Here is a 22,516-nt window from a genome sequence, read left to right as displayed (position 1 = left end):
CCGCGCACCCCCACTGACTGTCGATGCTCACCATGTCCAGCCGTGACCACCGCTGTTGTGGGACAGGGCGAGGACGGCGGTGGTCACGGTGAGGTACGGGGTGAAGCGGTCCTGGCGGATCAGGGCCGCCAGGGCGCAGGCCAGTCCCGTGTACCAGGGCATCGACCATGGAGCCGTGAGGACCCAGGCGAAGGCCAGTGCGAACGGGACGGCGACGACGGCTGGGGTGTCCTGCGGGACGCGGCGGCGAAGTACCCATGCCAGCGAGAGCATCAGGACGGGCCACAGGACGCTCATGGTCGCGGCGGCCGCCCGAGGGCCCAGCAAGGTGGTGCCGACGTGGTCGAACACCGCCCAGAGCGAAGGCTTGGACACCAGCTGTGAGGCGGCGGAGAGCGGGGCGAGAGCGTGCGCGCCGTGGACACCGTAGAGGACCGCGAGCACCAGCGCGGCCGTGCCTGTCTGGTGGACAGCCGAGCGCCACCTGCCCGAGCGCAGGAGCGGCCAGGCCAGTCCCACGCAGAGCAGCGCTGCGCTGATCTTGACTCCGCAGGCCAGGCCGACGAGCCCTCCGACGGCGACGTCGTGGTGCCACCTGGTGGATCTGCGAGCGAGGTGGACCGCGCAGACGGCCAGGCAGGCGATGAAGGTGTCCAGGTGCCCGCCCGCGACGAGCACGCCGATCAGGAGCGGGTTGGCGATCCACAGCAGGCCGGCGCGGACCGGGTCTTCGGCGGTGCGTATCAACAGGCTGCCGGTGGCCACGAAGGCGGCCGCGTTCGCGAGCATCAGCGCCCATACCGTCACCCACGGCCGCTCCCCGCCGACGAACGCTGCGCCGGCCTGCCACCACGTAGCCACCGGCCCGTACACGGACGGCGTGTTCCGCCACGACTCGCTCACCAGACGGGCGTAGGCACCGCCGAGGTGGGCGGGTGTCGTCACATACGGGTCACCGCCGAGCGCGGCGATCCGGCCGTACGCGGCGTAACTGGCCGTGTCCGATGAACCGACCGGAGTGAGGTTCGCGACGACGAGTACGGCGATCACGCCGACCCGGAACACGACGCGGACGTCCGGTCTCCAGCCCCGACTGTGGGCGTGGAACATGCCGAGTGTGCCGAGGCAGGACAGCACGATGGCTCCCCAGGTGACCACCTCGGAGAGGGTCCCGGGCATGGCCGGCAGCCGGAACCACGGGATCGGTGCCCGTAGGGTGTTGTGATTGGGTGCGCTCGCTCCGACCAGCGCGAACAGGGCGACGCCCACCGCCGACATCGCTACGGCCAGGTGCGGCCGGGGCCGGGTGCCGGCGCTCAGTGCAGCCGAGAGAGCTGTCTGGATCCAGTGCGCTGAACGCCCGGCATACTCATCGTTGCTGATCGTCAAGGTCGCTCTCTGACCGCTCGTTACTCGTTGCTTCACCTCACGGCGTGGACAGCCGTGACGATCTTGCCCGCAAACGTAGTCCGCCCTGCCGACAAGCACCAAGGCCACCGCCACAACACTGCCGCGATGGGCGATGAACCAACTGTTGGGCTTCTTGCCGCCGTCCACCTTCGCGGTACGGGTCTTCGCACCGGTGCCACCGCTCAGACCACCCGTGGTCGGCGCCGCCGTGTGCCGGCGCGCAGTCCGTGTCATCAGATCGCGCGCAGGGACTCGTCGGCGGCCGAGGCACTCGTCCGCCGACGCCTGGGTGATCTGCCGGCAGGGCGGGAAGCAGCGACACCGCGGCCTGGCGTCTCAAGACGACTCCGGCCGCCGCCCACGCAGCAGCCGCGCGCCCCGACGACGAGGCGGCCCGTTGGAGTGCCGGAGTCGGCAGGAGTGGGCATTGCGGTCGGCGTCGGACTGGCCCTGAACGCGCACCGCCGCCGCGCCTGAGTGAATACGGTCTGACGGATGAGGCCGGTATCGCGCACTTCGGCGCGATACCGGCCTTGAGCGTCGGGCCCGTCAAGGCCGGCGACTGCGATCCCGGCGCCGATCAGATCCGTCAGCGCATATCTGTGAGGAGGGTGTTGAGTTCAGCCTCCTGCCGGGCCGGCGACATAGGCGGGTTCGGGTGGTCGATGCCGAAGGTCTTCAGGACGCTGTCCATCTGGGCGTCGATGAACGTCCAGCCGGTGTTGTCCAGCGGCTGCAACGAGGCCTGGTCGGCGTCCCAGAGATCACGCAGCGACTGGGCGGCGGCGTGGGCCCCGGTCGCGTTCCCCGACCGTGCGTCCTTGAGCGAGGCCGATGCGAGTGCCTTCAGCGCGTCGACCTTGGCGGGCGGGAACTTCTTCACGGCCTGGCCAGGGGCGAGTTGAACGGTGGAGGTGGCGTCGGTCTCCGGGGCCGGGCCGACGTGCGGCTGGCTGTGCGCCCAGACCAGCAGGCCCCCGGTGGCAACGGCGAGGAGGCCGAAGGCCGCCAGTCCGATGCGCTCCCTGCGCGGGTCGGTGACGATCTGCGGGGCGTGCGCCGCCTCGTAGGTCTCGGTCACGTCGGAGCGCGTCACCGTCAGGTAGATGACAGTCGCCAGGATCAGGCCGAGGAAGATCAGGCTGGTGGTGAAGGTGCCCAGCGCGAGGCCAGTCGGATCGCCCGGGCTCTGCGCGACCTTCGGGGAGGCGAGCCAGTCGCCGATGTTGGCGCCCAGCGGGCGGGTCAGGATGTAGGCGAGCCAGAAGGACAGCACCGGGTTCGCGCCGAACTTCCACAGCAGCGTGATCGCCGCGATAAGGCCGAGCGGCAGCAGGACCGAGACTCCCGGGCTCCACCCGGTGAGCTCGAGGGTCCAGTCGCCGGTCGCGGTGCCGAGCGCGAAGGTGACGAGAACGGCGAGCCAGTAGAACGACTCACGCGGCAGCGTCGTGACCGAGTGGATCGAGAGGGTGCGCTCGCGCAGCCACCACACACCGAAGACCACGGCGAGCAGGACCGAGAACACGGCGGAGCTGATCCACAGCGGCACGTTGAGCTGGTCGGTGAGGATGTCGGTGTACAGCGTGCCCGTGACACTGACAACGACCACGGTCAGCCAGTACGGGAACGGGACGTACCGCTTCAGCCGCAACTGGACGCCCAGAACCACCACGAACACCGCGGTGAAGATCCAGGCCGTGTTCACCAGCCCGACGCCCAGCTTCATGTTGATCCAGTCAGCGAAACTCTCACCGACGGTCGTGCAAAGGATCTTGATCACCCAGAACCAGATGGTGACCTCGGGAACCTTGTTGAGCATGAGTCGCCCGCTGCGTGTGGGTACCTCGCTTGTCGTTGTCATGCAACGAGGCTGGCGCGACCAACCTGAACACATCCTGACCAGGTGGCGCCTTGAGGCGTGGGAAATGTCACCTCGACATGAGCTGTCCCGAGTTTCGTGGCCGCGGTTGTTCACCCAGGCTCACGAATCAGATCAGCGATCCGTGGCAACCTTGCGCCCTACTGCCACGCGCAGGCGCGGCGCCCAGGCAACGCAGGGCACCCCCCTCGGCCCCATAGCTGTGCAGGCTGGGCCGACAACGTCCGGAGGACGCGCCACGCGGGCCGACCTGACGCGGAGGCCTGCGGACTCGGCGACGCGCGTGAAGGAGCGATAGAGGTTGCGCGGCTCGACCGGGCGGCCGGTGCGGGTGGCGAAGACATAGTCCGAGTCCTGCCACCTCTCCCCCGCCTTGGCCCGAGCTGCTGCCTGCCGCATGCGGTGCCAGCGCAGGGGCGCGATGCAGAGGGCGGGCAGCGGGACGGCACGGCGACGGCGGCTCTTGGGATCATCGTCGTACAGGACACCACGGCGGCGCTGGACCTGGTGGCGGACGTAGAGAACGCGGTTGTCGAGATCGACGTCAGACCAGCGAAGGCCGACAATCTCTCCCCGGCGGAGACCCATGGCGATGGCCAGCACGAAGGCCGCGTAGAGCGGGTCTCTGCGCGAGGCAGCGAGGAAGTCGAGCGTCTCGTCCAGGGTCCAGGAGTGCAGCTCGGGCGTGTCCGTGCGGGGCGGCTCGACGAGCTTGGCAACGCTGCGGGTGATGAGTTCTTCACGGCATGCGGAAGACAGAGCCGAGCGCAGAACTCGGTGCGATTCCTTGGCGGTTGCGGCGGTGGCCCGGTCTCTTTCTCAGGAGACCGAGCCTGATGCGTTCTTGCGAGGCGTCGAAGAGTGAGCGGGGAGTGGGTCATGGAAATCTCGCCTCTTCCTTCATTTAGGTCAAAATCTGACCTCTACGGCCCCTAGGGTCCTCCTTGCCCGGCGGAACACAAACCACGGAAGGCAGCGACCATGAGCGAGACCGTGACCGTCAACGAACTGGCCACCCACGATCCGGCCCATGAGCCGACCGCCACCGGCGAGCGCGCCGACTTGTTGGAGGCGCTGGCCAAGCATCGGCACTTCCTGCGTTTCACCACTCGCGACCTCACCGACGAGCAGGCCGGGCGCCGGACCACCGCCAGCCAACTGTGCCTGGGCGGCCTGATCAAGCATGTCGCTGCGGTCGAGCGAACCTGGGTGCAGTTCATCTTGGACGGCCCGTCGGCGATGCCCGACTTCACCACCATGACCGAGGCCGACTGGGCCCGGCGGGCCGACGATTTCCGGATGCTGCCCGGCGAGACGCTGGCCCGCGTGCTCGCCGACTACGCCGAGGTAGCCCGTCGGACCGACGAACTGGTCGTCACCCTGCCCGACCTGGACGCCACACAACCGCTGCCGAAGGCCCCGTGGTCCGAGCCGGGCGCGCGATGGTCGGCCCGCCGGGTGCTGATGCACATCATCGCCGAGACCGCCCAGCACGCCGGCCACGCCGACATCATCCGCGAGTCCCTGGACGGCGCCAAGACCATGGGTTAGCAAGCGGCGCGGCAGGGCGTATCGCCCCCACACGGCCGGGGGCGCTATGCCCTGTGACCCCGCAAACGCCTTGGGCTCGATCGTGGACGCCGTGGAGCCGGCGATCCGCGAACTGCTGGCGCAGTACCCGCGGATCCCCGCCACGGTGATCGCCGAGCGGATCGGGTGGGAACGATCGTTGTCGGTGCTGAAGCGGCGGGTGCGGGAACTGCGGCCGGTCTATGTGCCGGCGGACCCCATCTCGCGGACGGCATATCAGCCACGAAGAGGTCGTGGGTTCAAGCCGATGCGCCGCGATCGAGGTCAAGGCAACCCGGCCAACCGCCTCCAGGAGACGAACCTCAAGACAACGTCTCCCTGCGCAAGGTGGTCCTGGGCGGTAGGCCCGCAGGCCGTACGGTGACAGTTCCGCCTTACGACCTGATCAACGCGCCGTAGGGCGCGGAAACGGAAGGGGGGCGAGCCGCGGGCTCGCCCCCCTCACCGCTGTCAGACGGACGGGTTGACGACCACCTTGGCCGAGTTGTTCTTGCTGTTCGGGTCGAAGGTGGCGGACGTGTCGGAGTGGGGGTGGACGACGACCTGGCCCGTCGCGTCGGGGACGACCCGGTCGATGTGGAGCTGGAACGGGAAGCTGACCTTCAGGTCCGGCTTGGCCCACAGCGGCAGGGTGCAGGCGTAGTGGCCGATCGTCGGGTCGTCGCCGGATGTCCAGGCGGTGTGGCAGGTGTCGGGCACGGAGGTGGCGGTCGTGCCCTCCGGGAGGTAGAAGTCGATCACGGCGACCGGGTCGCCCGAGCTGACGTTGCCGACCCAGGCCGGGCCTCGATTGACGAAGCGGAACGCGGCGGTCACGGAGTCACCCGCCGCGCCGCTCACCTCGGTGCCGTGCACGGCGAAGTCGGCGGTGTTGTCGGCGTTGATGTGCCAGGAGCGGCCGTTGTCCGAGCCGTTGAGGTCGGTGGCGTCGCCGCCGGGCTGGACCTCGTAGTCGAACCGCTCGTACAGCGCGTGGTCGGTGACGGCGAGCCGCAGCGGCTCCGGCAGCTCCACGCTCTCGCCAGGCGCGACATCGGTGTCAAAGGAGCAGGTCACGTACGTCATGGGCGTGTACTCGCCGCCGTCGTCCGGCCCGGTGTAGGTGCACTGCGGGTAGCGGGTGACGACGTCGAGGCCGTACGTTGCCCACATCTTCACGCTGAAGCCGTGGGCGGTCTCGTTGCCGGTGTTGGCGACGGAGAACGGCACGGTGAGGCTGGTGCCGGGCGCGACGTCGGTGACGTCCTGCGGGGCACTGATGCCGAGGTCCGGGCCGGAGCCGACGGTGACGAAGGTCTCCGCGGAACCCTCCGGGGCAACGAGCGTGCCGTCGGGTCCGCCGGTGGCCTCCGCGGAGTACTCGATCGCACCCTGCGCTCCCACGGCGGCGCCAGCCACGGCCCGCACCTTCAGCTGCACCTGCGCGCTCCAGCGGGTCGGAACGTCCCCGGTGTCGCAGATGGCGGCGGTGCCGGCGTCGTTCGGCGTGCAGTTGTCGGGCCAGGCCACCTCTGCGACCCCGGAGAGCCCGGAGACGTCGACGGTCAGCCGCCCGTCGGTCACGGTGAAGTTGTCGTTGTCGTGGTACAGACCGAGCGTCAGCGACCGGTACTGCGCCGCACCGCCGTCCGGAGCGACGGTGACCGTCTGCTCGTACGGCGCCTGGATCGACAAGTTATCGGTCTGCGGCTGGTCGTCGGCGAAGGCGACCCCACTCCCGAGACCGGCGACGACCAACGCCCCCACGGCTCCGGCACAGGCCCCGCGACGCAGCACACGCCCGACGGAGACAGAACTCATTGACATCCCCCAGATGGGACAGAAGAGACCCCGGCACAGTGACCAGCACCGGGCGCTAATCAGACGACCTGCCGAGACGGAAGGTTGTAGGGGAGGCAAAGGGCGCGTGATCTGACGGCGGTTGAAGCGGTATACCTCGTAGGTGAGAAGCACGCAGGCTTCGGGTGGAGCGCCCGCTCAAGTTGCTTCGGGGCGAAGAAGCGGTCGCGCCAGAATCGTGCCAGGTCGTGCGGGGAACCCCGGGGAGTGGTGGGGAACGGTCGCTGGTCATGTGCTGATAGATCAGCGCGGCGCGCGAGCTGCTGTGGCCCATGCGGGTCATCAGCTCTGCCAGGCCGAACTGAAGAAGCGTGCGAGCAGGCGTCGCAAGTGATCCGTGCGCGGTCCGGGACCCTTCCCACAAGGGTGGGTTGATCCTGCTGACGGCTACCAGACCCCGGCCGGACAAGGTCGCCGCCGACACCGACACCGTCGACAAGCCCTGGTCGACCAGGGCTTCAAGAACGTCGTCGTCGCGCACGGGACGACGGTGGGCATCGAGGTGGAGGTCGTGGAGCGCAATCCGGCGCAGACCGGGTTCGTTCCGATCCCCAAGCGGTGGATCTTGGAGCGCGCCTGCGGGATCTTGATGCTGCACCGCAGGCTGGTGCGCGACTACGAGCACCTGCCCCGCACCTCCGAGTCGCGGGTGTACTGGGCGATGGCCGCGGTGACACCGTGCCGGCTGTCCGGCGCGACCGCGCCGTCCTGGAGCACCGCATGACCGGCGATCAGATCACCCTCGGCGCGGTGCCGGCACGGCTGGAGGAGCGGGAACGGGAGATCGCCGCGCAGGCCGAGGCGGCCAAGTAGCGGATCGCGGAGCTTTCCGCGGAGCTGGAGGAGTCTCACCGGGCCGCCGAGGAGATCCGGATCACCCGCAAGACGCTGCTGGAGCTGCCCGAGCCGGCCCCGCCCGCGCCGCCGCCCCCGAAGCTGCCGGACCATCCGGCCTACCAGCAGATCATGGCGGCGTTCGCCGCGACCGACGCCCCCGCTGCGCGCCCGGCAGGTGCGCGAGGCGGTGGACCTGGAGATCGCGCCCAACAACGTCAACAACACCCGCCTGAAACTCAAGAGACTCGCCGAACGCGGGATCCTGGCCGAGACGGAACAGGGCTTGTTCACCCATCCGCGGCCGTAAGCCGCCCAGCGTCGCCGCGACCTGCCCGCTCACCCTCAACAAGGCGACAAATCAGGCATCAATCCTCATATTGCCCTTCTGGAGGGCATTTTCGGAGCTTCCATCCCATTTACTGCAGTTGGTGCACATGGAGGTGCGGTCGACCTGCAGGTATCGCCGGCAAGGCCGCAAGCGGCGCCCTGGGCATCAGGAGTCCGGACTCGGCAGCCCCTTGGTGTCCGAAATGACGATTCTTGCGGGCGGTCACAACGTATTGAAACGGTGCTAAGTCTCTTAAAACGCCTCCTGACTCTTCGGCACCAACGTGACGAAGCAACGTGGTGACGACCATCACAAAACACTTGCCATCGCTACCAATGGGATGAAATATCCGAGCAAGTCGTCGCCGGGCCGGAGCCCACGACGCCGCACGACACCGCCCGTCGAATGCCGACAGCGTCACCGGTCCTGTGGACGAACGGCTACGGCCGCGCGACGAGCCAAGTGGCTCGTCGGCAACTCGCCGCCCCTGCGGCGTGTTCGTGTCACATAGGTCGGCAGCACGACGTCTTCCGGGACGGCACTGCCACCACCAGTCCCCGCAGACCGTCCGCACGGACGGTCCTCTCTCACCCGACTTCAGTTCCACACTCGCAAGGAGACCGGTCATCGTTATGCGAATAGGCAGCGCAGGCACTACACGGCGCACCCCGGCCGCATTCGCGGCAGCAGGGCTGGTTCTCGCCGCGACAGCTCTTTCCCCGGCGGCCTCCGCAGCCACCGCGATGCCGACTGTGCGGTTCGACCCCACGGCCCAGCACCAGTCAGGCGACTCGAACTGGGGCGGCTACGTGACCCAGGGCAGTTTCACCAGAATCACCGGCTCGTGGACCGAGCCGCATGTCGTCTGCCGTTCCAACAACGACATGTTCGCCCCTTGGGTCGGGCTGGACGGCTGGGGCTCACGCACGGTGGAGCAGACTGGGGTGCAGACCGACTGCTCCAGCGGTTCCCCGGTGAGGACCGCTTGGTACGAGATTTATCCGGCCGCACCGACGTACTGGCAGGATCCGGTCTCCGAGGGGGACAGCATGACCGCGTCGGTCACCTCCGATGGCGCGGGGGGCTACTCGCTGGCCCTGACCGACAACACCAAGGGCTGGACCGAGCACGTCAAAAAGACGTTTCAAGCAAAAAATGTCAGCGCGGAGGCGGTCATCGAGTCGCCCAACGAGGCCTATCCGGACCTCGATAGCGTGCGTTTCACCCAAGTCGCCGTGGACGGAGGGTCAATGGATGCCATGGCGCCGCAGGCGCTGACCAGTGGCGGCTATACGCCGGGGTCGCTGCACAACGGCTCGTTCACCATACTGCCGGGCAACCCGTACCCCCAGCCGGGCAACCCGTACCCCCAGCCGGCCAACCCCTACCCCCAGCCAGCCAACCCCTACCCCCAGCCAGCCAACCCCTACCCCCAGCCAGCCAACCCCTACCCCCAGCCAGCCAACCCCTACCCCCAGCCGGCCAACCCGTACCCCCAGCCGGCCAACCCGTACCCCCAGCCGGGCAACCCGTACCCACCTCGGTACTGACCTTGCCCAGCCCGCTCTCACCTGAGGATGCTCATCTACCGAACGCGGTCGGCGCCATGGACTCCGACGCGTACACGAGGGAGTGGGCGCGTACGGCAGGTTACCGGGCGATGCGGTTCACGGCGGCCGTGGAAACGAACGTCCGTGCGGTGAAGCTGCACCGGTCGCTCGGCTTCGAGGTACTGGGCACACTGCCGAAGGGCTTCCGGCACCGGCTGGTGCGACGGCACGGAGCGGTCGGATGCCAGCACCCGGTCCGCGATCGACTCCGTCGACCCGAGGCCCTTCTTCGACAAGTACGGCGCGCAGGGAAACTCCTGGGCGATCTTCAAGACCTTCCTAGACGCGGTCGTGGACGCCGCCGCTGCCCCGTGACCACCAAGTACACCGGCGTCCTCGCCGCCGCCGACGTCTTCACGCGGGACAACGCGTGGACGCTGCTGGAGTCCCTGCGGATCGACGCGGGTGTCCTCGGGCCGTTCGGCGTCCGTCCCTGAACCACTGGGGTGTCTCCCCGGTGCGAGAGCACCGGGGTTCCAGGTTTCGTGTGCACGTGCCGGCTCGGAAACCCAGACAAGAGAGGCCCCCCATGACCGTCCCGCTTCCCGTGGTCTTCGTCCACGGACTCTGGCTGCACCGCACCTCCTGGCAGCCGTGGACCGATCTGTTCCGCGACGAGGGTTACGACCCGTCCGCGCCCGGGTGGCCCGGCGACCCCGACACCGTCGAGGAGGCGCGCCAGAACCCCGAGAGCATAGCCGGCCACGGCATCGACGACGTCGTCGAGCACTACGCGGCCCTGATCGCGGCCCTGCCCGTGCGGCCCATCGTGATCGGTCACTCCTTCGGCGGGATGATCGCGCAGAAGCTGCTCGGCCAGGACCGCGCCGCCGCGGCGGTCGCGATCGACGCCGCACAGATCAAGGGCGTTCTGCCCCTGCCGCTGTCCGCACTGAAGGCGACGCTCCCGGTCTTCAAGAACCCGGCCAACAAGCACCGGTCGGTCTCCCTGACTGCAGAGCAGTTCCGGTTCGCGTTCGGCAACGCCCTCGCGGAGGAAGAATCGGCAGCCCTGTACGAGCGCTGGACCATTCCCGCGCCGGGCAAGCCGCTGTACGAGGCCGCCTCCGCCAACTTCAACCCCCACTCGCCGGCGAAGGTCGACACGAACAACAGCGGACGCGGCCCGCTGCTGCTCATCTCCGGCGGCAAGGATCACACGGTGCCCGAGGTCGTCACCCGGGCCACCCTCAAGCAGTACCGGCACTCCGAGGCCGTCACCGACATCATCAACTTCCCCGACCGGGGGCACTCCCTGACGATCGACGGCGGCTGGCGCGAGGTCGCGGACACCGTTCTCACCTGGCTGCGGCAGCAGAGCCTGGAAGTCGGGCGATGAACTCCCGTCCCCGGACCGCCGGAACGTCCGGTGCCGACGCGGGCCTGGCCGGACGGACCGTCGTGGTCACCGGCGCCGGGCGGGGCATCGGGCTGGCCATCGTCGAGGCCTTCCTCGCGGCCGGCTCCCGCGTCGTCGCGGGATCGAGGGAACGCACCGAAGCCCTCGACAGGCGTGTGAAGGAGGGTGCTGAGCTCACCGTCGTGGAGGTCGACCTCGCGACGCCCGACGGTCCGGCGGCGCTGGTCGCCGAGGCCGTCGCGGTCCACGGCGGTGTCGACGTCCTGGTGAACAACGTCGGGGCGGTGCGGCCGCGCCCGGACGGTTTCCTGGGCGTGACGGACGAGGACTGGGACTGGACGTTCACGGTCAACTTCATGGCCGCCGTCCGCACCACCCGGGCCGCCCTGCCGCACCTGTTCGCCACCGACGCGGGACGTATCGTCACCGTCTCCTCGGTCAACGCCCGGCTGCCGGACCCGCTGGTCATTGACTACGGCGCGGCGAAGGCAGCACTCACCAACTTCTGCAAGGCCCTGTCCAAGGAGGTGGGGCCACGTGGCGTGCGGGTGAACACCATCGGTCCCGGCCCGGTGGAGACGGCGCTGTGGCAGGGTGCCGACGGTGTCGCCGCCACGGTCGGCCTGTCCCGGGGCGTCGATCCCCGGGAGGTGGCGCGCGGCGCGGCGGCCCAGTCGGTGACCGGCCGGTTCACCCGGCCGTCCGAGGTCGCCGATCTCGTGCTCTACCTCGCCGGTCCTCGGGCGGCGAACATCACCGGCGCCGACTTCGTCATCGACGGCGGCCTCGTCGAGTCCCTCTGACCGGTCGTCACGACGCGGTGGCCGCCCGGCCCGCCGCGCCCCGCTTCCCCTCGCGTCCCTTGGAGAGATCAGTGAGATTCCGCCTGCCCAGATCCCGCCGCCTGGTGGCCGCGGTCTTCGCCCTGGCCGTCGGCCTCGGCTCGATCACCGTCACGGCCGCGGCCTCCGCCAAGCCCGCGTCGCCGCCCGGCGAGCGGATGCCCGCCGGCTTCAGCGAACACAAGACCCGGGTCGCCGGGATCGGCATCGACTACGTGATCGGCGGCCACGGCCCGACCCTCGTCCTGATCCACGGCTACCCCCAGACCTGGTACGAGTGGCACGGCATCATGCCCGCGCTCGCCGAGCACTACACCGTCATCGCCCCGGACCTGCCCGGCGCGGGCCACAGCGACGCCCCGGCGTCCGGCTACGACAAGAAGACCATGGCCGCCGAGCTGCACGCGCTCCTGGTGTCGCTCGGCAAGGACCACGACGTGAATGTCGTCGGCCACGACATCGGCACGATGGTCGCCTACTCCTACGCCGCGCAGTACCCGCACAGCGTCAGGAAGCTCGTGCTCAGCGAGGCTCCGATCCCGGACCCGGGCATCTACAAGTTCCCGGCGCTGACGGCCCAGGGCCCCGGGGTGTGGAACTTCGGCTTCTTCTCCTTGCAGACCGGCCTCCCGGAGAGCCTGATCCGGGGCCGCGAGCTGGCCTGGACGTCGGGCTTCATGCGGGGCATCGCGGTGCACAAGGACGCCCTGACCCCGGACGACCTCGCGGTCTTCGCCTCCTACCTGCACGACTACGCACACCTGGAAGCGAGCTTCGCGTGGTTCCGGGCATTCCCGCAGGACATCGCTGACAACGCACGGTTCCACAAGAGGCCCCTGACCATGCCGGTGCTCGCGATCGGCGCCTCCGGCAGCCTCGGTTCGTCGGTCGCGAAGCAGGTGCGCCACTACGCCACCCACGTCACCCCGGCCGTCGTCCCCGACTCCGGCCACTGGATCTACGAAGAGCACCCGAAAGAGATGACCGACATGCTGCTGCACTTCCTGGGCGGCCGACGATGACGTCATGGCCGGTGGCGCCGGCCGCGTTCGCGGAACCCAGCAGCACGCCGGCGTGGAAGACCATTCCCTCCTGGTTCCTGCTCGCAGGCGCCGACCGCGCCATCCCACCGGCTGCCGAGCGGGCCATGGCGCTCCGTGCGGGTTCCCACACCGAGGTGGTCCGCGGCGCCTCGCACGCGATCCTCGTCTCGCATCCCGACGCCACCGCGCCCGTCATCGAAGCCGCCGCCCGCGCCACTTCCTGACCCGCATCATCCGCGATGCGTGTCGCTTCAGTTGAGCGATGCCCCTTGTCCAGGGCGAACAGGGGCGGCTACGGCCCACGACAGCCTGAGTCGATCAAAGACCCACCGGTAGAACGCTCGAGCGCCACTCATCTCGAGCCACACCCATCCGCGATGCCCCGGCGGGGCCCGCCACCTGCGTGGTCCCGCCGATCCGCGAAAGCGGATGAGACGTGCCTGCGGCTCACCGAACGCCCCGAGCGCGCGTTCACCGACCGGTTCGCCGCGCTGACAGCAAGGTTCCCCGGCACGCAACTCACCGACGATCCCGGCGCACCGATCCCCACCGTACCTACCTCGCCCGCGTCCCGTACGCCGCCCGTGCAGGCAGCGTCGACGGACAGAACCCGGCCCGAACGGGATCGACATGACTCGCGCAACTGCTCCGGGCGAGCCTCTGACCGCACGTTGCGGACACCTCCTGCAAGCGTTGGCGGCCGACCACACCAAGCCACTCCTCGCCTACGTCGAACGCATGCTGGGCGATCACATGGCAGCGGACATCGTGCAGGAGACCTTGATACGCGCCTGGCACCACTCCGGCCGGCTGTGCGCCAACGAGGGATCGATGCGCGGCTGGCTGCTCACCGTGGCCCGCAACCTGGCCATCGACCCGGTACGCAGCGCCTACTTCCGCCGTGAGTCCCCGGGCGCGGAACACCGGGGCATGCTGCAGAGCGACCACGCCGACCCCGTGGCGGTCTCGGTCGATACCGGGGCCCTGCTACGGCCCCTGTCACAGGAGCATCAAGAGGTCCTCGTGCACATCTGCCTGCACGACAGGACCGTGCAGGAGACCGCCCAGCTCCCGGGCATCCCCGCCGGTACCGTCAGATCCCGGCAGTACTACGCGTTGCGCCGGCTCCGCAACCTGGTCCGTGCACACATGAGGACCGAGACGGCGACCGGGGCGGCAGCCGCCTGAGCCGGCTGTCCAGCTCCGGGGCACGCTTCCCGAAGCTCACCCTGGCCGTATGACATGCGAACGCGTGTCCACCGTCACGGGGGCAGTACGACCATCCCGTCACCCCTCCGAGCCGGCTCTCCACTCGCTCGGCGAGGTGCCGTAAGCCGCCCGAAACGCCCGGCTGAAATGGGCGGCGTTCGTGAAGCCCCAGCGGCGTGCCACCGCGGCGACGGTGGGGGTGACCGGGGAGCGGCGGGACAGTTCGCTACGGCATGCGTCCAGGCGGCGGTGCTGGATCCAGCGGGCGGCGGTGGTGGACTCGTTCTCGAAGAGCTTGTGGAGGTAGCGGACCGAGATGCGGTGTTCGCGGGCGATGGAGGCGAGGGACAGATCGGGGTCCGCGAGGTGACGGTCGATGAATGCCTTGATACGGAGCAGGAGGGCGAGGCTGCCGCCGGGGGTGTCCCGGGTATCGCGGCCGAGTCGCTCGGCGAGGAGCGTTCCGATGAGGTCCACGGCATTGGCCGCCAGCCGTTCGCCTGCCGTGGGGGTGATATCGGGGGTGTGGTCGGCCAGGCCTTGCAGGAAGGGCAGGACCACCTGGCCCAGCCCGTCGTCGTAGTGCAGCGCTGTCGCCGTGACACGCTGGAGGTCTCCCTCGGACTGCGGAAGCAGTGGACGGGGCACCAGCAGCACCTGCATCCGGAATCGCTGCGGGAAGCGCAAGGTGTAGGGCCGGGTCGTGTCGTACAACGCGACGTCGTCCCGGCGTAGTTCGGCGCTCCGGGCGTCCTGGTCCACGTGGGCGTGGCCGCTGCGTTGCAGGCCGACGTACACGTAGTCGGCGCTGTCCCGGGCGATCAGCCGCGGCGTGCGGTCGACCCGGCCACGATCGCAGTCGACGGTGGTCGCCTGGATCGGACCGATCCGGTCGGTGCTGATCGTCCCGCTGAAGGGCTCGTCCTCGGGGAGGGTGATCCGCAGCGGGACGAAGGTGCGGAAGACCTCTTCCTGCCAGTGCTCCAGGCGCTCACTGCCGGGCTCCGACTGTACCGAGAACACCACGCTCATGCCCACCTCCCCAGGGCTTCACGGCGCAGGCATCGACAAGCGACGCCCAACACCAGGACGTCCGGAGACCCCGACACCCTGGCATGAAGTATCGATTTTCCTGAAGTGCGGATGCTGAGATTCCGGGCCGGTCGCCCGGGGCGAATACATGATGCGCACAGTACCGGTGCACGCTGGGCAAAGGCGGCCGCCGTCCGGCTTCCTACTATGCGATGCGTCTCAGCCCGACGAGCGGGCCCCGATCCGGGAGGGTCACGCATGTCGTCGTACACCGCATCCCAAGGGCTCGTTCTTGAGCCGGTGGTCCAGGCGTTCGCCCACACCACCTCTCCCGTCGAACAGGAAGTGCTCGGTGGCCGCAGGGCCCTCGATCGGGCACAGTCCGGCCGGGCCGTCCTACCGGAGACCGACGAGGAGTGGGTGACGGTCCCGGGCGGCCCGACCGGTGGCGTGCCGGTGCGGATCGTCCGCCCGCGCGGCACCACCGCCGTACTGCCCGTCGTCCTGTATCTGCACGGGCCCGGCTGGGTGTTCGGCAGCGCCGGCACGCACGACCGGCTGGTGCGTGAACTGGCGGTGGGTGCCGACGCCGCCGTGGTGTTCCCCGAGTACACGCGCCCGCCCGAGGCCCGCTACCCGGTCGCCATCGAGCAGATCCACACTGTCGCCCGGTGGCTGGCCGGCGAGGACGGACCGCGCGGGCTCGACGGTTCCCGGATGGCCGTCGCGGGGGACTCCGCCGGGGGAAACCTGGCCGCGGCGCTGACTCTGCTGGCCAAGGAACGCGGCGATGTCCACTTCGCCCACCAGGTGCTCTTCTGCCCGGTCACCGACGCGGGCTGCGACAGCGGTTCGTACGACCAGTTCGCCTCCGGCTACCACCTGCGCCGCGACACCATGCGGTGGTGCTGGGAGCAGTACGTGCCCGACGCGGTCGAGCGTGCGCACAGCACGGTCTCACCGCTGCGCGCCCGACTCGACCAGCTGGCCGGGTTGCCGCCGGGCCTCGTCATCACCGCCGAGGCGGACGTGGTGCGCGACGAGGGCGAGGCGTACGCGGCCAGACTCCGGGCGGCCGGTGTGCTGGTCACCGCCGTCCGCTACCTCGGAGTCATCCACGACTTCGTCATGCTCGACGCCCTGCGTGGCTCCCAGGCCGCCGCGTCGGCCATCGCCCTGGCCTCCGACACCCTCCACAGCGCCCTGCACGACGCACTACCGACGGCTTTCCCTTCATAGGGGGCTGCACAGGGCCTTGCCCTGATGGACCACACCTCGCCGTAGGAGCCAGACGTGCCCACCCCATCCACCCCCGTCGTCCTCATCCACGGTCCATGGATACATCCGTCCAGTCGGCAGAGCTGGACCGAGCTGCTCGAAGAGTCCGGTTACGACCCCGTCGCGACCGCCTGGCCCGGCGTCGCCTACACGGTCGAGGCCACCCGCGCTCCCGGCCATCCGACCTCGACCGCGGACGAAGCCGTCGCCCAGGCACTGGAAGACACCGCCCTCAGCGGCGATCCCGCCCGCCGCACCGAACGCCTGCTGCGCGCCGCCGGCCATGCCGTCCAGCTCGGGCGGCCGGAGCCCGTGAACCGCTTGCTCGGCCGAGCGCAGACCGCGACGTTGTCACCGCGGCAGCACGCTACCGTGGTCTGGCTCCGCGGCATCTTGGACGAGGGGCTGGGCGGCCATCCCGGCTCCGTGGTCTCGCCGGCGGCGCTCGCCGAGATCGTCGCGGCGGATGACCCGGACCGCGCGGACCCGAGCGGCCGGTCGAAGGGATGAACATGGATCTCGTCGGCCGGGAAGCGCAGCTCGCATTGCTGCGTGGCGTCCTGTCCGAAGCGGGCAACCGCGGGGCGGCGGTCCTGGTCCGCGGTGCACCGGGCATCGGCAAGACCTCGTTGCTCGCCGCGACCGGGGCACTGGCCGAGTCCCTGGGATTCCGAGTGCTACGCGCGGTGGGTGTCGACGCCGAGGCCGACATCCCCTTCGCCGGCCTCCAACAGCTGTTGCGACCGCTCGGTCCCGCGCAGATGGAAGGCAGCTCGCCGCACCGGCTCGTACTGGCGGCTGCGCTCGGCCATGCCGAGGCCGAGGTGCCCGACGTCTTCGTAGTGGGCCTCGCCGTGCTCGACCTCATAGCCGACGTCGCCGCGACCGCGCCGGTCCTGATCCTCACCGACGACATGCAGTGGCTCGATGACGCCACGGTCAGCGTCCTGGCCTTCATGGCACGCCGGGTCGGCTCGGAGCCGGTCGTCATGGTCGGCGCCGCGCGGGACGGCTACCGGTCGCGGCTGAACCCCGACGAACTCACCACCGTTCCGCTCGAACCGCTGTCCGACGACGACGCCGCGGTGCTGCTGGCCAACCGGGCTCCCGGCCTGCGGCCGGCCGCGCGCCGCAGACTGCTCGCGGCGGCGGCCGGGAACCCCCTGGCCCTGACCGAGTTGTCCCGCACCCTCGGCAAGGCAGCCGACCCGGACGAGACGCGCCTGCCGCTCACCGAACGCCTGGAGCGCGCGTTCACCGACCGGCTGGCGACACTGCCGGCGGCCACGCGGACCATCCTGCGGGTCGCAGCCCTCGACGACGGTTCGTCGCTCACCGAGATCTTCGCCGCGGCGCGGGTCCTGGCCGGTGATGCCGTGGGGATAGCCGAACTCGAACCGGCGCTGCGTGCTCGGCTGGTCTCGGTCGCCGGGATCGAACTGCGCTTCGGGCATCCGCTGATGCGCTCGGCGATCCAGCAGACGATGCCCACGGCCGAGTGGCAGGCCGCGCACGTCGCCCTCGCCTCGGTGCTCGACGCCCACCCCGACCGTCAGGTGCGGCACCGGGCCGCGGCAACCTCGACCGCGGACGAGAACGTCGCCCAGGCACTGGAAGACGCCGCGCTCCGTGCCGCACGCCGCGGCGGCATCGCGGAGGCCGTCACAGCCCTCGAACACGCGGCGGTACTCAGCGGCGATCCCGCCCGCCGCACCGAACGCCTGCTGCGCGCCGCCGACTATGCCGTCGAACTCGGGCGGCCGGAGTCCGTGAACCGCTTGCTCGACCAGGCGCAGACCACGACGTTGTCACCGCGGCAGCACGCCACCGTGGTCTGGCTCCGCGGCAGCTTCGACGAGGGGCTGGGCGGCCATCCCGGCTCCGTGGTCTCGCTGACGGCGCTCGCCGAGAGCGTCGCGGCGGATGACCCGGCCCTGGCGCTGCGGATCCTGTGGAGTGCCGCGCAGTTGTGCTTCTGGTCCGAGCCCGGCCCGGAGGCGCGACGCCGGGTTCTGGACGCGGTCGAGCGCATGGTGCCGGACGACCTCGATCCCTGGCGGCTGGCCATCTGTGCCTACGCGGCGCCGGTCGAGCGGGGCGCGTTCGTCCTGAACGGGATCCGGGACCTGACTCCGAACGACGGCGACGGCGACGGCGACGGCGACGACGGCCGCGCCTACCGGATGCTGAGCACCGCCACGCTGCTGGCCGGCGGCTTCGACGCCGCGCGCGCCTTCGCGGCGTCCGGAAGCATCGGTCTGCGGGCTCAAGGCCGCCTGGGCCTGCTGGCCCGCACGGCCGGCGCACAAGCCTGGTCCGACATCGTCGTCGGCGACCTCGGCGCGGCCATCTCGGCCACGGAGGAGTCACGCCGTCTGGCCCGCGAGACGACCCAGACGATGATGTACGCCCTGATGACCGCCATCGGTGCGAAGCTCGCGGCGCTGCGCGGGGAGGTCGACGACGCTCTGCGGCTCGCCGAGGAGGCCGAGGAGATCGGCCTGCCCGCGGGAGCGCGCCCCGTGCTGGCGATCGCGCTGATCGCCCGCGGGACAGCCGCCCTGGCCGCGGGACGGTTCGAGGAGGCGCTGGGCCACTTCCGGCGGGTGCACGATCCCGCGGACCCGGCATTCCAGGTCGCCCTGCGCCTCACGGCGGTCGGTGATCTTGTCGACGCGGCGACGCACTGCGGGCGTGCGCAAAGCGTCGTGCCGATCGTGGCGGAACTCGAAGACATCGCTGCCGTGACCCCGGCGCCGGTGCTGCACGCCGAGCTGCGCCTGGCTCGCGCGCTCCTGGCCGACGACGATGACACGGCCGAGGCGTTGTTCGACGCGGCGTTGCGGGCCGACCTTGCCGCCTGGCCCCTGATCCGGGCCCGAACCCACCTGGCCTTCGGGGAGTGGCTCCGACGTCGGCGCCGGTCCGTGGAATCGCGGGACCACCTTCGAGCCGCACGGGACATGCTCGACGCGCTGGGCGCGATCCCGTGGGGCGAGAAGGCCCGACGCGAACTGCGCGCGGCCGGCGAGACCAGTCGCCGCCGCGATCCGGACGCTCGCGACCAGCTGACTGCGCACGAGCTGCAGATAGTGCAACTGGCCGCCGAGGGACTGACCAACCGAGAGATCGGCCAGCGGCTCTATCTTTCGCACCGGACTGTCAGCTCCCACCTGCACCGGATCTTCCCCAGACTCGGCGTCGTCTCCCGTGCCGAGCTGCGGACGGTGGTCGGCGATCTGCGCTGACCACCGTCATGTGACGCTCGCTCGGCCTGTTGCCGCGCGCCTAGCGTCTGAACTGGGCGGAGCATCGCGAAGGGGGATCTCATGGAGTGGTCCGGGGTTCACCATGCGGCGAGGGCGCCGATGGTCGGTCGGTACGCGGAGCGTGAGGCGATCGGCAGGCTGCTCGAATCGGTCCGTGACGGCTTCAGCGGAGTCCTGGTGCTCACCGGCGACGCGGGAGTAGGCAAATCCCGGCTTCTGGAGTACGCCGCCGAGTCCGCCCAGGACCTGACAGTCGTCAGGCTGGTCGGCGTGGAGGCCGAGACACGACTGGGCTACGGTGCCCTGCACCGGCTCCTGCGGCCCTACCTCGGCCGGCTGTCGGCTCTGCCGGGGCGGCAGCGTGACGCCCTGAACGCCGCGTTCGGGCTGACCGATGCTTCGCCGTCCGACCGCCATCTGGTCGGCTTGGCCGCGTTGACGCTGCTCTCGGACGCGGCCGCGGCGGCGCCGATGCTCTGCCTGGTCGACGACGTGCACTGGCTGGACCGCGAGTCGGCGGAGACCCTGGCGTTCGTGGGTCGACGCCTGTACGCGGACTGCCTCGGGCTGCTGTTCGCCGGGCGTGACGGGACCGGTGACCACGACGTCTTCGGCGCGCTGCCCGCACTCCGGCTGGAGGGACTCGCGGACGTGGACGCCAGGGCCCTGCTGACCTACGGCGTGACCGGACACCTGGACCAGGCGGTCACCGAGCAGCTCATCGCCGGCACCGGAGGCAACCCGCTCGCGCTCCTGGAACTCGCGGTGAACCTGGGCTCGGAACAACTGGCCGGGGTCACACCACTGCCCGAGCCGCTGCCGGTGAACCGGCAGTTGGAAGAACACTTCCGGCAGGCGGCGGCGCTGCTGCCCGCCGATACCCAGGCCCTGCTGCTGCTCATGGCCACGACGCCGACGGACGACCAGGCGACGCTGTGGCGCGCCGCGGGCGCCCTGGGGCTGTCCATCCGGTCTGCCACGCCCGCGGTCGCCGCGGGGATACTGAAGCGCGGGACCACCGCCGAATTCCGCCACCCGCTGATCCGGTCGGCGGTCCACTCGGCCGCGTCCGCCCAGGAGCGACGCGATGTCCAGGCGGCACTCGCCGCCACGAGCGCCCCCGAGCGCCGGGCCTGGCATCTGGCCGAGGCGACCGACGGTCCGGACGACAGCGTGGCCGCGGAGCTCGAAGCCGCCTCCGAACGAGCCCAGGCGCGTGGCGGATACTCCGAACAGGCCCTGGTCCTCACCCGGGCGGCGGAGATGACCGCGCGTCCGGGCAAGCGGGCCGAGCGGTATCTCGACGCGGCTGCGGCACACCTCAACTCCGGCAACCTGCCGGCGGTCCGAACACTGCTCGAACTCGCCACTCCCGACCTGACCGGGCCGGTCGCCCGGGTCCACGCGACACGGCTGCGGGCATCCGTCGAGATGTTCTACGCCCGCCCCCGCGAGGTGCCCGCGATGCTCCTGGCCGCGGTGGCCGACCTCGGCACCTCCGATCCCATGGAGGCCTGGGACCTTCTGCGTGAGGCGACCCACGCCTCGATCATCGGCGGCCGGATGATCACGGGGACGACACCCCGCGAGGTCGCCAAGGCCACCGCCGACGCCTGGCGCGAAACGGCGTTGCCGGCCTGGAACCCCGACCCACTGACGGCGGCACTGGCGCGCTCGATCGCCTACGGCTACGCCTCGGGAGCCCCGGCCCTGGCCGCGGCCCTGGCCCGATTGCGCAGCGCCGACGAACTCCAGGAGCAGAACGCGTTCAGTGTCATGGTCGGCATCGCGGGCGACGAGTTGTGGGACATCGAGGCCAAGCGGGAGATCCTCGAGAAACTGGTGACGGCCGGCCGCGCTCGCGGAGCACTCTACGGGCTCAGTCTGACCTTGCTCGCCCTCGCCAAGGTGGAGATCTGGAACGGCCGGTTCGCCGCCGCCGCGAGCTACTACCTCGAAGCGGACGAGTACATGGCCGCGACGGGATACATCAGGTCGGGAGGCTTCCACAAAGCTCTCCTGTACGCCTGGACCGGTCAAGAAGCCGAGTTGCGGGCCACGATCGCGGAACTGCGCGCCATGTCCGAGAGCCAGGGGACCGGGGTGACCTACCGGTGGGCCGGCCAGGCCCTGAGCATCTTCGAGATCGGTCGCGGGCGGTATCGGGAGGCTCTCGACACCCTGCTCCCGATGTTCACCGACCACCCGGTGGTCCTCGGCGACATCAATCTCGCAGGAATGGTCGAGGCCGGGCTGCGGGCCGGCGACCGGAAGGCAGCCGCCATGGCCATGGAGCGCATGGAGGAGCGCGCTCCGCTTGCCGGAACCCCCTGGGCGTTGGGGCTGCTCGCGCGGTGCCGGGCACTGATGACCGACGATGACGGAGCCGAGCAGTTGTACGAGGAATCGATCGCGCAGCTCGGGAAGGTCCCGGTGGCCGTGGAGCTGGCATGGTCGCGCCTGCTGTTCGGCGAGTGGCTCCGCCGACGCAAGCGTCGCGCCGACGCCAGGATCCAGCTGCGGGCCGCGTACAACTCCTTCGAGTCCTGGGGAGCCGCGCCTTTCGCCGAGCGGGCGAGAGTGGAGCTGCTGGCCACCGGGGAGACGGCACGCAAACGCACGGCCGACACCCAGTTCGCCCTCACCCCGCAGGAACGTCATGTGGCGACACTGGCCGCGTCGGGGTTGACCAACGCGGAGATCGCCACGCGGTTGTTCGTCACCACCTCGACCATCGAGTTTCACTTGAGCAGGGTGTTCCGCAAGCTCGGTATCACGTCGCGCAAGCAGATCGAGCGCACGTTGGGTCAAACGGATTCCGGCGATTGACAGCGGGCCGTCGGCCGGCGTGCTGTGCCCGGCCCAGCCGGGTTGCCCGGCTCGGCCGGCGCCCGCCGCGCGGTCGCGACCGGTTCGCCACCGCTGGGCCCCCACTCAGCGCAGACTGGGCCTGACGCGAGGGTCGGCGGCCTCGTAGAGAGGAGCCG

Annotated in this window: 16 protein-coding genes and 4 pseudogenes; 15 read left to right on the top strand and 5 right to left on the bottom strand. The window is 70.2% G+C overall.

Going from position 1 to position 22,516, the window contains the following annotated elements:
- Nucleotides 1–27: 27 nt before the first annotated feature.
- The 3 genes and pseudogenes from ABZ396_RS08115 to ABZ396_RS08105 all read right to left on the bottom strand — a co-directional run.
- The gene (locus ABZ396_RS08115; protein ID WP_358920666.1) at nt 28–1,389 is read right to left on the bottom strand and encodes a hypothetical protein; all 1,362 of its coding nucleotides are present in this window, start codon (nt 1,387–1,389) and stop codon (nt 28–30) included.
- Nucleotides 1,390–1,999: 610 nt separating this feature from the next.
- Nucleotides 2,000–3,274, bottom strand: a complete 1,275-nt coding sequence (locus ABZ396_RS08110) for a hypothetical protein (protein ID WP_358920667.1) — start codon at nt 3,272–3,274, stop codon at nt 2,000–2,002.
- Nucleotides 3,275–3,544: 270 nt separating this feature from the next.
- Nucleotides 3,545–4,096, bottom strand: a pseudogene (locus ABZ396_RS08105) (tyrosine-type recombinase/integrase); the annotation flags it as partial.
- A 177-nt stretch (nt 4,097–4,273) separates the two neighbouring features.
- On the opposite strand from ABZ396_RS08105, the gene ABZ396_RS08100 reads away from it, so the two are divergent.
- Nucleotides 4,274–4,843, top strand: coding sequence for a DinB family protein (locus ABZ396_RS08100; RefSeq protein WP_358920669.1), 570 nt, complete (start codon nt 4,274–4,276; stop codon nt 4,841–4,843).
- Between the two features lie 73 nt (nt 4,844–4,916).
- Nucleotides 4,917–5,099, top strand: a pseudogene (locus ABZ396_RS08095) (IS21 family transposase); the annotation flags it as partial.
- 233 nt (nt 5,100–5,332) lie between these two features.
- Here the strand turns inward: ABZ396_RS08095 and ABZ396_RS08090 are convergent.
- Nucleotides 5,333–6,682 (bottom strand): hypothetical protein, encoded by a 1,350-nt coding sequence (locus ABZ396_RS08090; protein WP_358920671.1) that lies wholly within the window; start codon nt 6,680–6,682, stop codon nt 5,333–5,335.
- Between the two features lie 475 nt (nt 6,683–7,157).
- On the opposite strand from ABZ396_RS08090, the pseudogene ABZ396_RS08085 reads away from it, so the two are divergent.
- The 9 genes and pseudogenes from ABZ396_RS08085 to ABZ396_RS08045 all read left to right on the top strand — a co-directional run.
- Nucleotides 7,158–7,445 (top strand): annotated as a pseudogene (locus ABZ396_RS08085) (IS5/IS1182 family transposase); the annotation flags it as partial.
- 1,184 nt (nt 7,446–8,629) lie between these two features.
- Nucleotides 8,630–9,436 carry a G1 family glutamic endopeptidase gene (locus ABZ396_RS08080; RefSeq protein ID WP_358920673.1) on the top strand — a complete coding sequence of 269 codons (807 nt, stop codon included), beginning with the start codon at nt 8,630–8,632 and terminating at the stop codon, nt 9,434–9,436.
- A gap of 71 nt (nt 9,437–9,507) precedes the next feature.
- A pseudogene (locus tag ABZ396_RS08075) lies at nt 9,508–9,648 on the top strand (GNAT family N-acetyltransferase); the annotation flags it as partial.
- A gap of 159 nt (nt 9,649–9,807) precedes the next feature.
- A complete protein-coding gene (locus ABZ396_RS08070) occupies nt 9,808–9,933 on the top strand; it encodes a hypothetical protein (RefSeq protein ID WP_358920762.1) in 126 nt (41 codons plus the stop codon).
- A 92-nt stretch (nt 9,934–10,025) separates the two neighbouring features.
- Nucleotides 10,026–10,835 carry an alpha/beta fold hydrolase gene (locus ABZ396_RS08065; protein WP_358920675.1) on the top strand — a complete coding sequence of 270 codons (810 nt, stop codon included), beginning with the start codon at nt 10,026–10,028 and terminating at the stop codon, nt 10,833–10,835.
- The gene (locus ABZ396_RS08060) at nt 10,832–11,659 is read left to right on the top strand and encodes an SDR family oxidoreductase (RefSeq protein ID WP_358920677.1); all 828 of its coding nucleotides are present in this window, start codon (nt 10,832–10,834) and stop codon (nt 11,657–11,659) included. Before ABZ396_RS08065 ends, ABZ396_RS08060 begins: the two co-directional genes overlap by 4 nt.
- Nucleotides 11,660–11,730: 71 nt before the next feature.
- A complete protein-coding gene (locus tag ABZ396_RS08055) occupies nt 11,731–12,720 on the top strand; it encodes an alpha/beta hydrolase (protein WP_358920679.1) in 990 nt (329 codons plus the stop codon).
- On the top strand, nt 12,651–12,965 hold the full coding sequence (locus tag ABZ396_RS08050) for an alpha/beta fold hydrolase (protein ID WP_358920760.1): 315 nt from the start codon (nt 12,651–12,653) through the stop codon (nt 12,963–12,965). The genes ABZ396_RS08055 and ABZ396_RS08050 overlap by 70 nt, the downstream gene beginning before the upstream one ends.
- 469 nt (nt 12,966–13,434) lie before the next feature.
- Nucleotides 13,435–13,929: a sigma-70 family RNA polymerase sigma factor gene (locus tag ABZ396_RS08045; protein ID WP_358920680.1), complete on the top strand. Its 495-nt coding sequence runs from the start codon at nt 13,435–13,437 to the stop codon at nt 13,927–13,929.
- Between the two features lie 99 nt (nt 13,930–14,028).
- Here the strand turns inward: ABZ396_RS08045 and ABZ396_RS08040 are convergent, their stop codons facing one another.
- Nucleotides 14,029–14,982, bottom strand: a complete 954-nt coding sequence (locus tag ABZ396_RS08040; RefSeq protein WP_358920682.1) for a helix-turn-helix domain-containing protein — start codon at nt 14,980–14,982, stop codon at nt 14,029–14,031.
- Between the two features lie 258 nt (nt 14,983–15,240).
- Between ABZ396_RS08040 and ABZ396_RS08035 the strand changes: the two genes are divergently transcribed.
- From ABZ396_RS08035 to ABZ396_RS08020, 4 genes are all read left to right on the top strand, one after another.
- Nucleotides 15,241–16,221 carry an alpha/beta hydrolase gene (locus ABZ396_RS08035; protein ID WP_358920684.1) on the top strand — a complete coding sequence of 327 codons (981 nt, stop codon included), beginning with the start codon at nt 15,241–15,243 and terminating at the stop codon, nt 16,219–16,221.
- A 54-nt stretch (nt 16,222–16,275) separates the two neighbouring features.
- Entirely contained in the window at nt 16,276–16,770 is a 495-nt protein-coding gene (locus tag ABZ396_RS08030) for a hypothetical protein (protein ID WP_358920686.1), read from the top strand.
- 2 nt (nt 16,771–16,772) lie between these two features.
- Nucleotides 16,773–19,508 carry an AAA family ATPase gene (locus ABZ396_RS08025; RefSeq protein WP_358920688.1) on the top strand — a complete coding sequence of 912 codons (2,736 nt, stop codon included), beginning with the start codon at nt 16,773–16,775 and terminating at the stop codon, nt 19,506–19,508.
- 81 nt (nt 19,509–19,589) lie between these two features.
- Nucleotides 19,590–22,358, top strand: coding sequence for an AAA family ATPase (locus tag ABZ396_RS08020; RefSeq protein WP_358920690.1), 2,769 nt, complete (start codon nt 19,590–19,592; stop codon nt 22,356–22,358).
- Nucleotides 22,359–22,516: the final 158 nt, after the last annotated feature.

It is taken from the genome of Streptomyces sp. NPDC005866 (assembly GCF_040629895.1).
In the GTDB taxonomy this organism is placed as follows: domain Bacteria; phylum Actinomycetota; class Actinomycetes; order Streptomycetales; family Streptomycetaceae; genus Streptomyces.
Note: the sequence above shows the minus strand (reverse complement) of the source record. Positions and strands in the feature narration are given on the sequence as shown.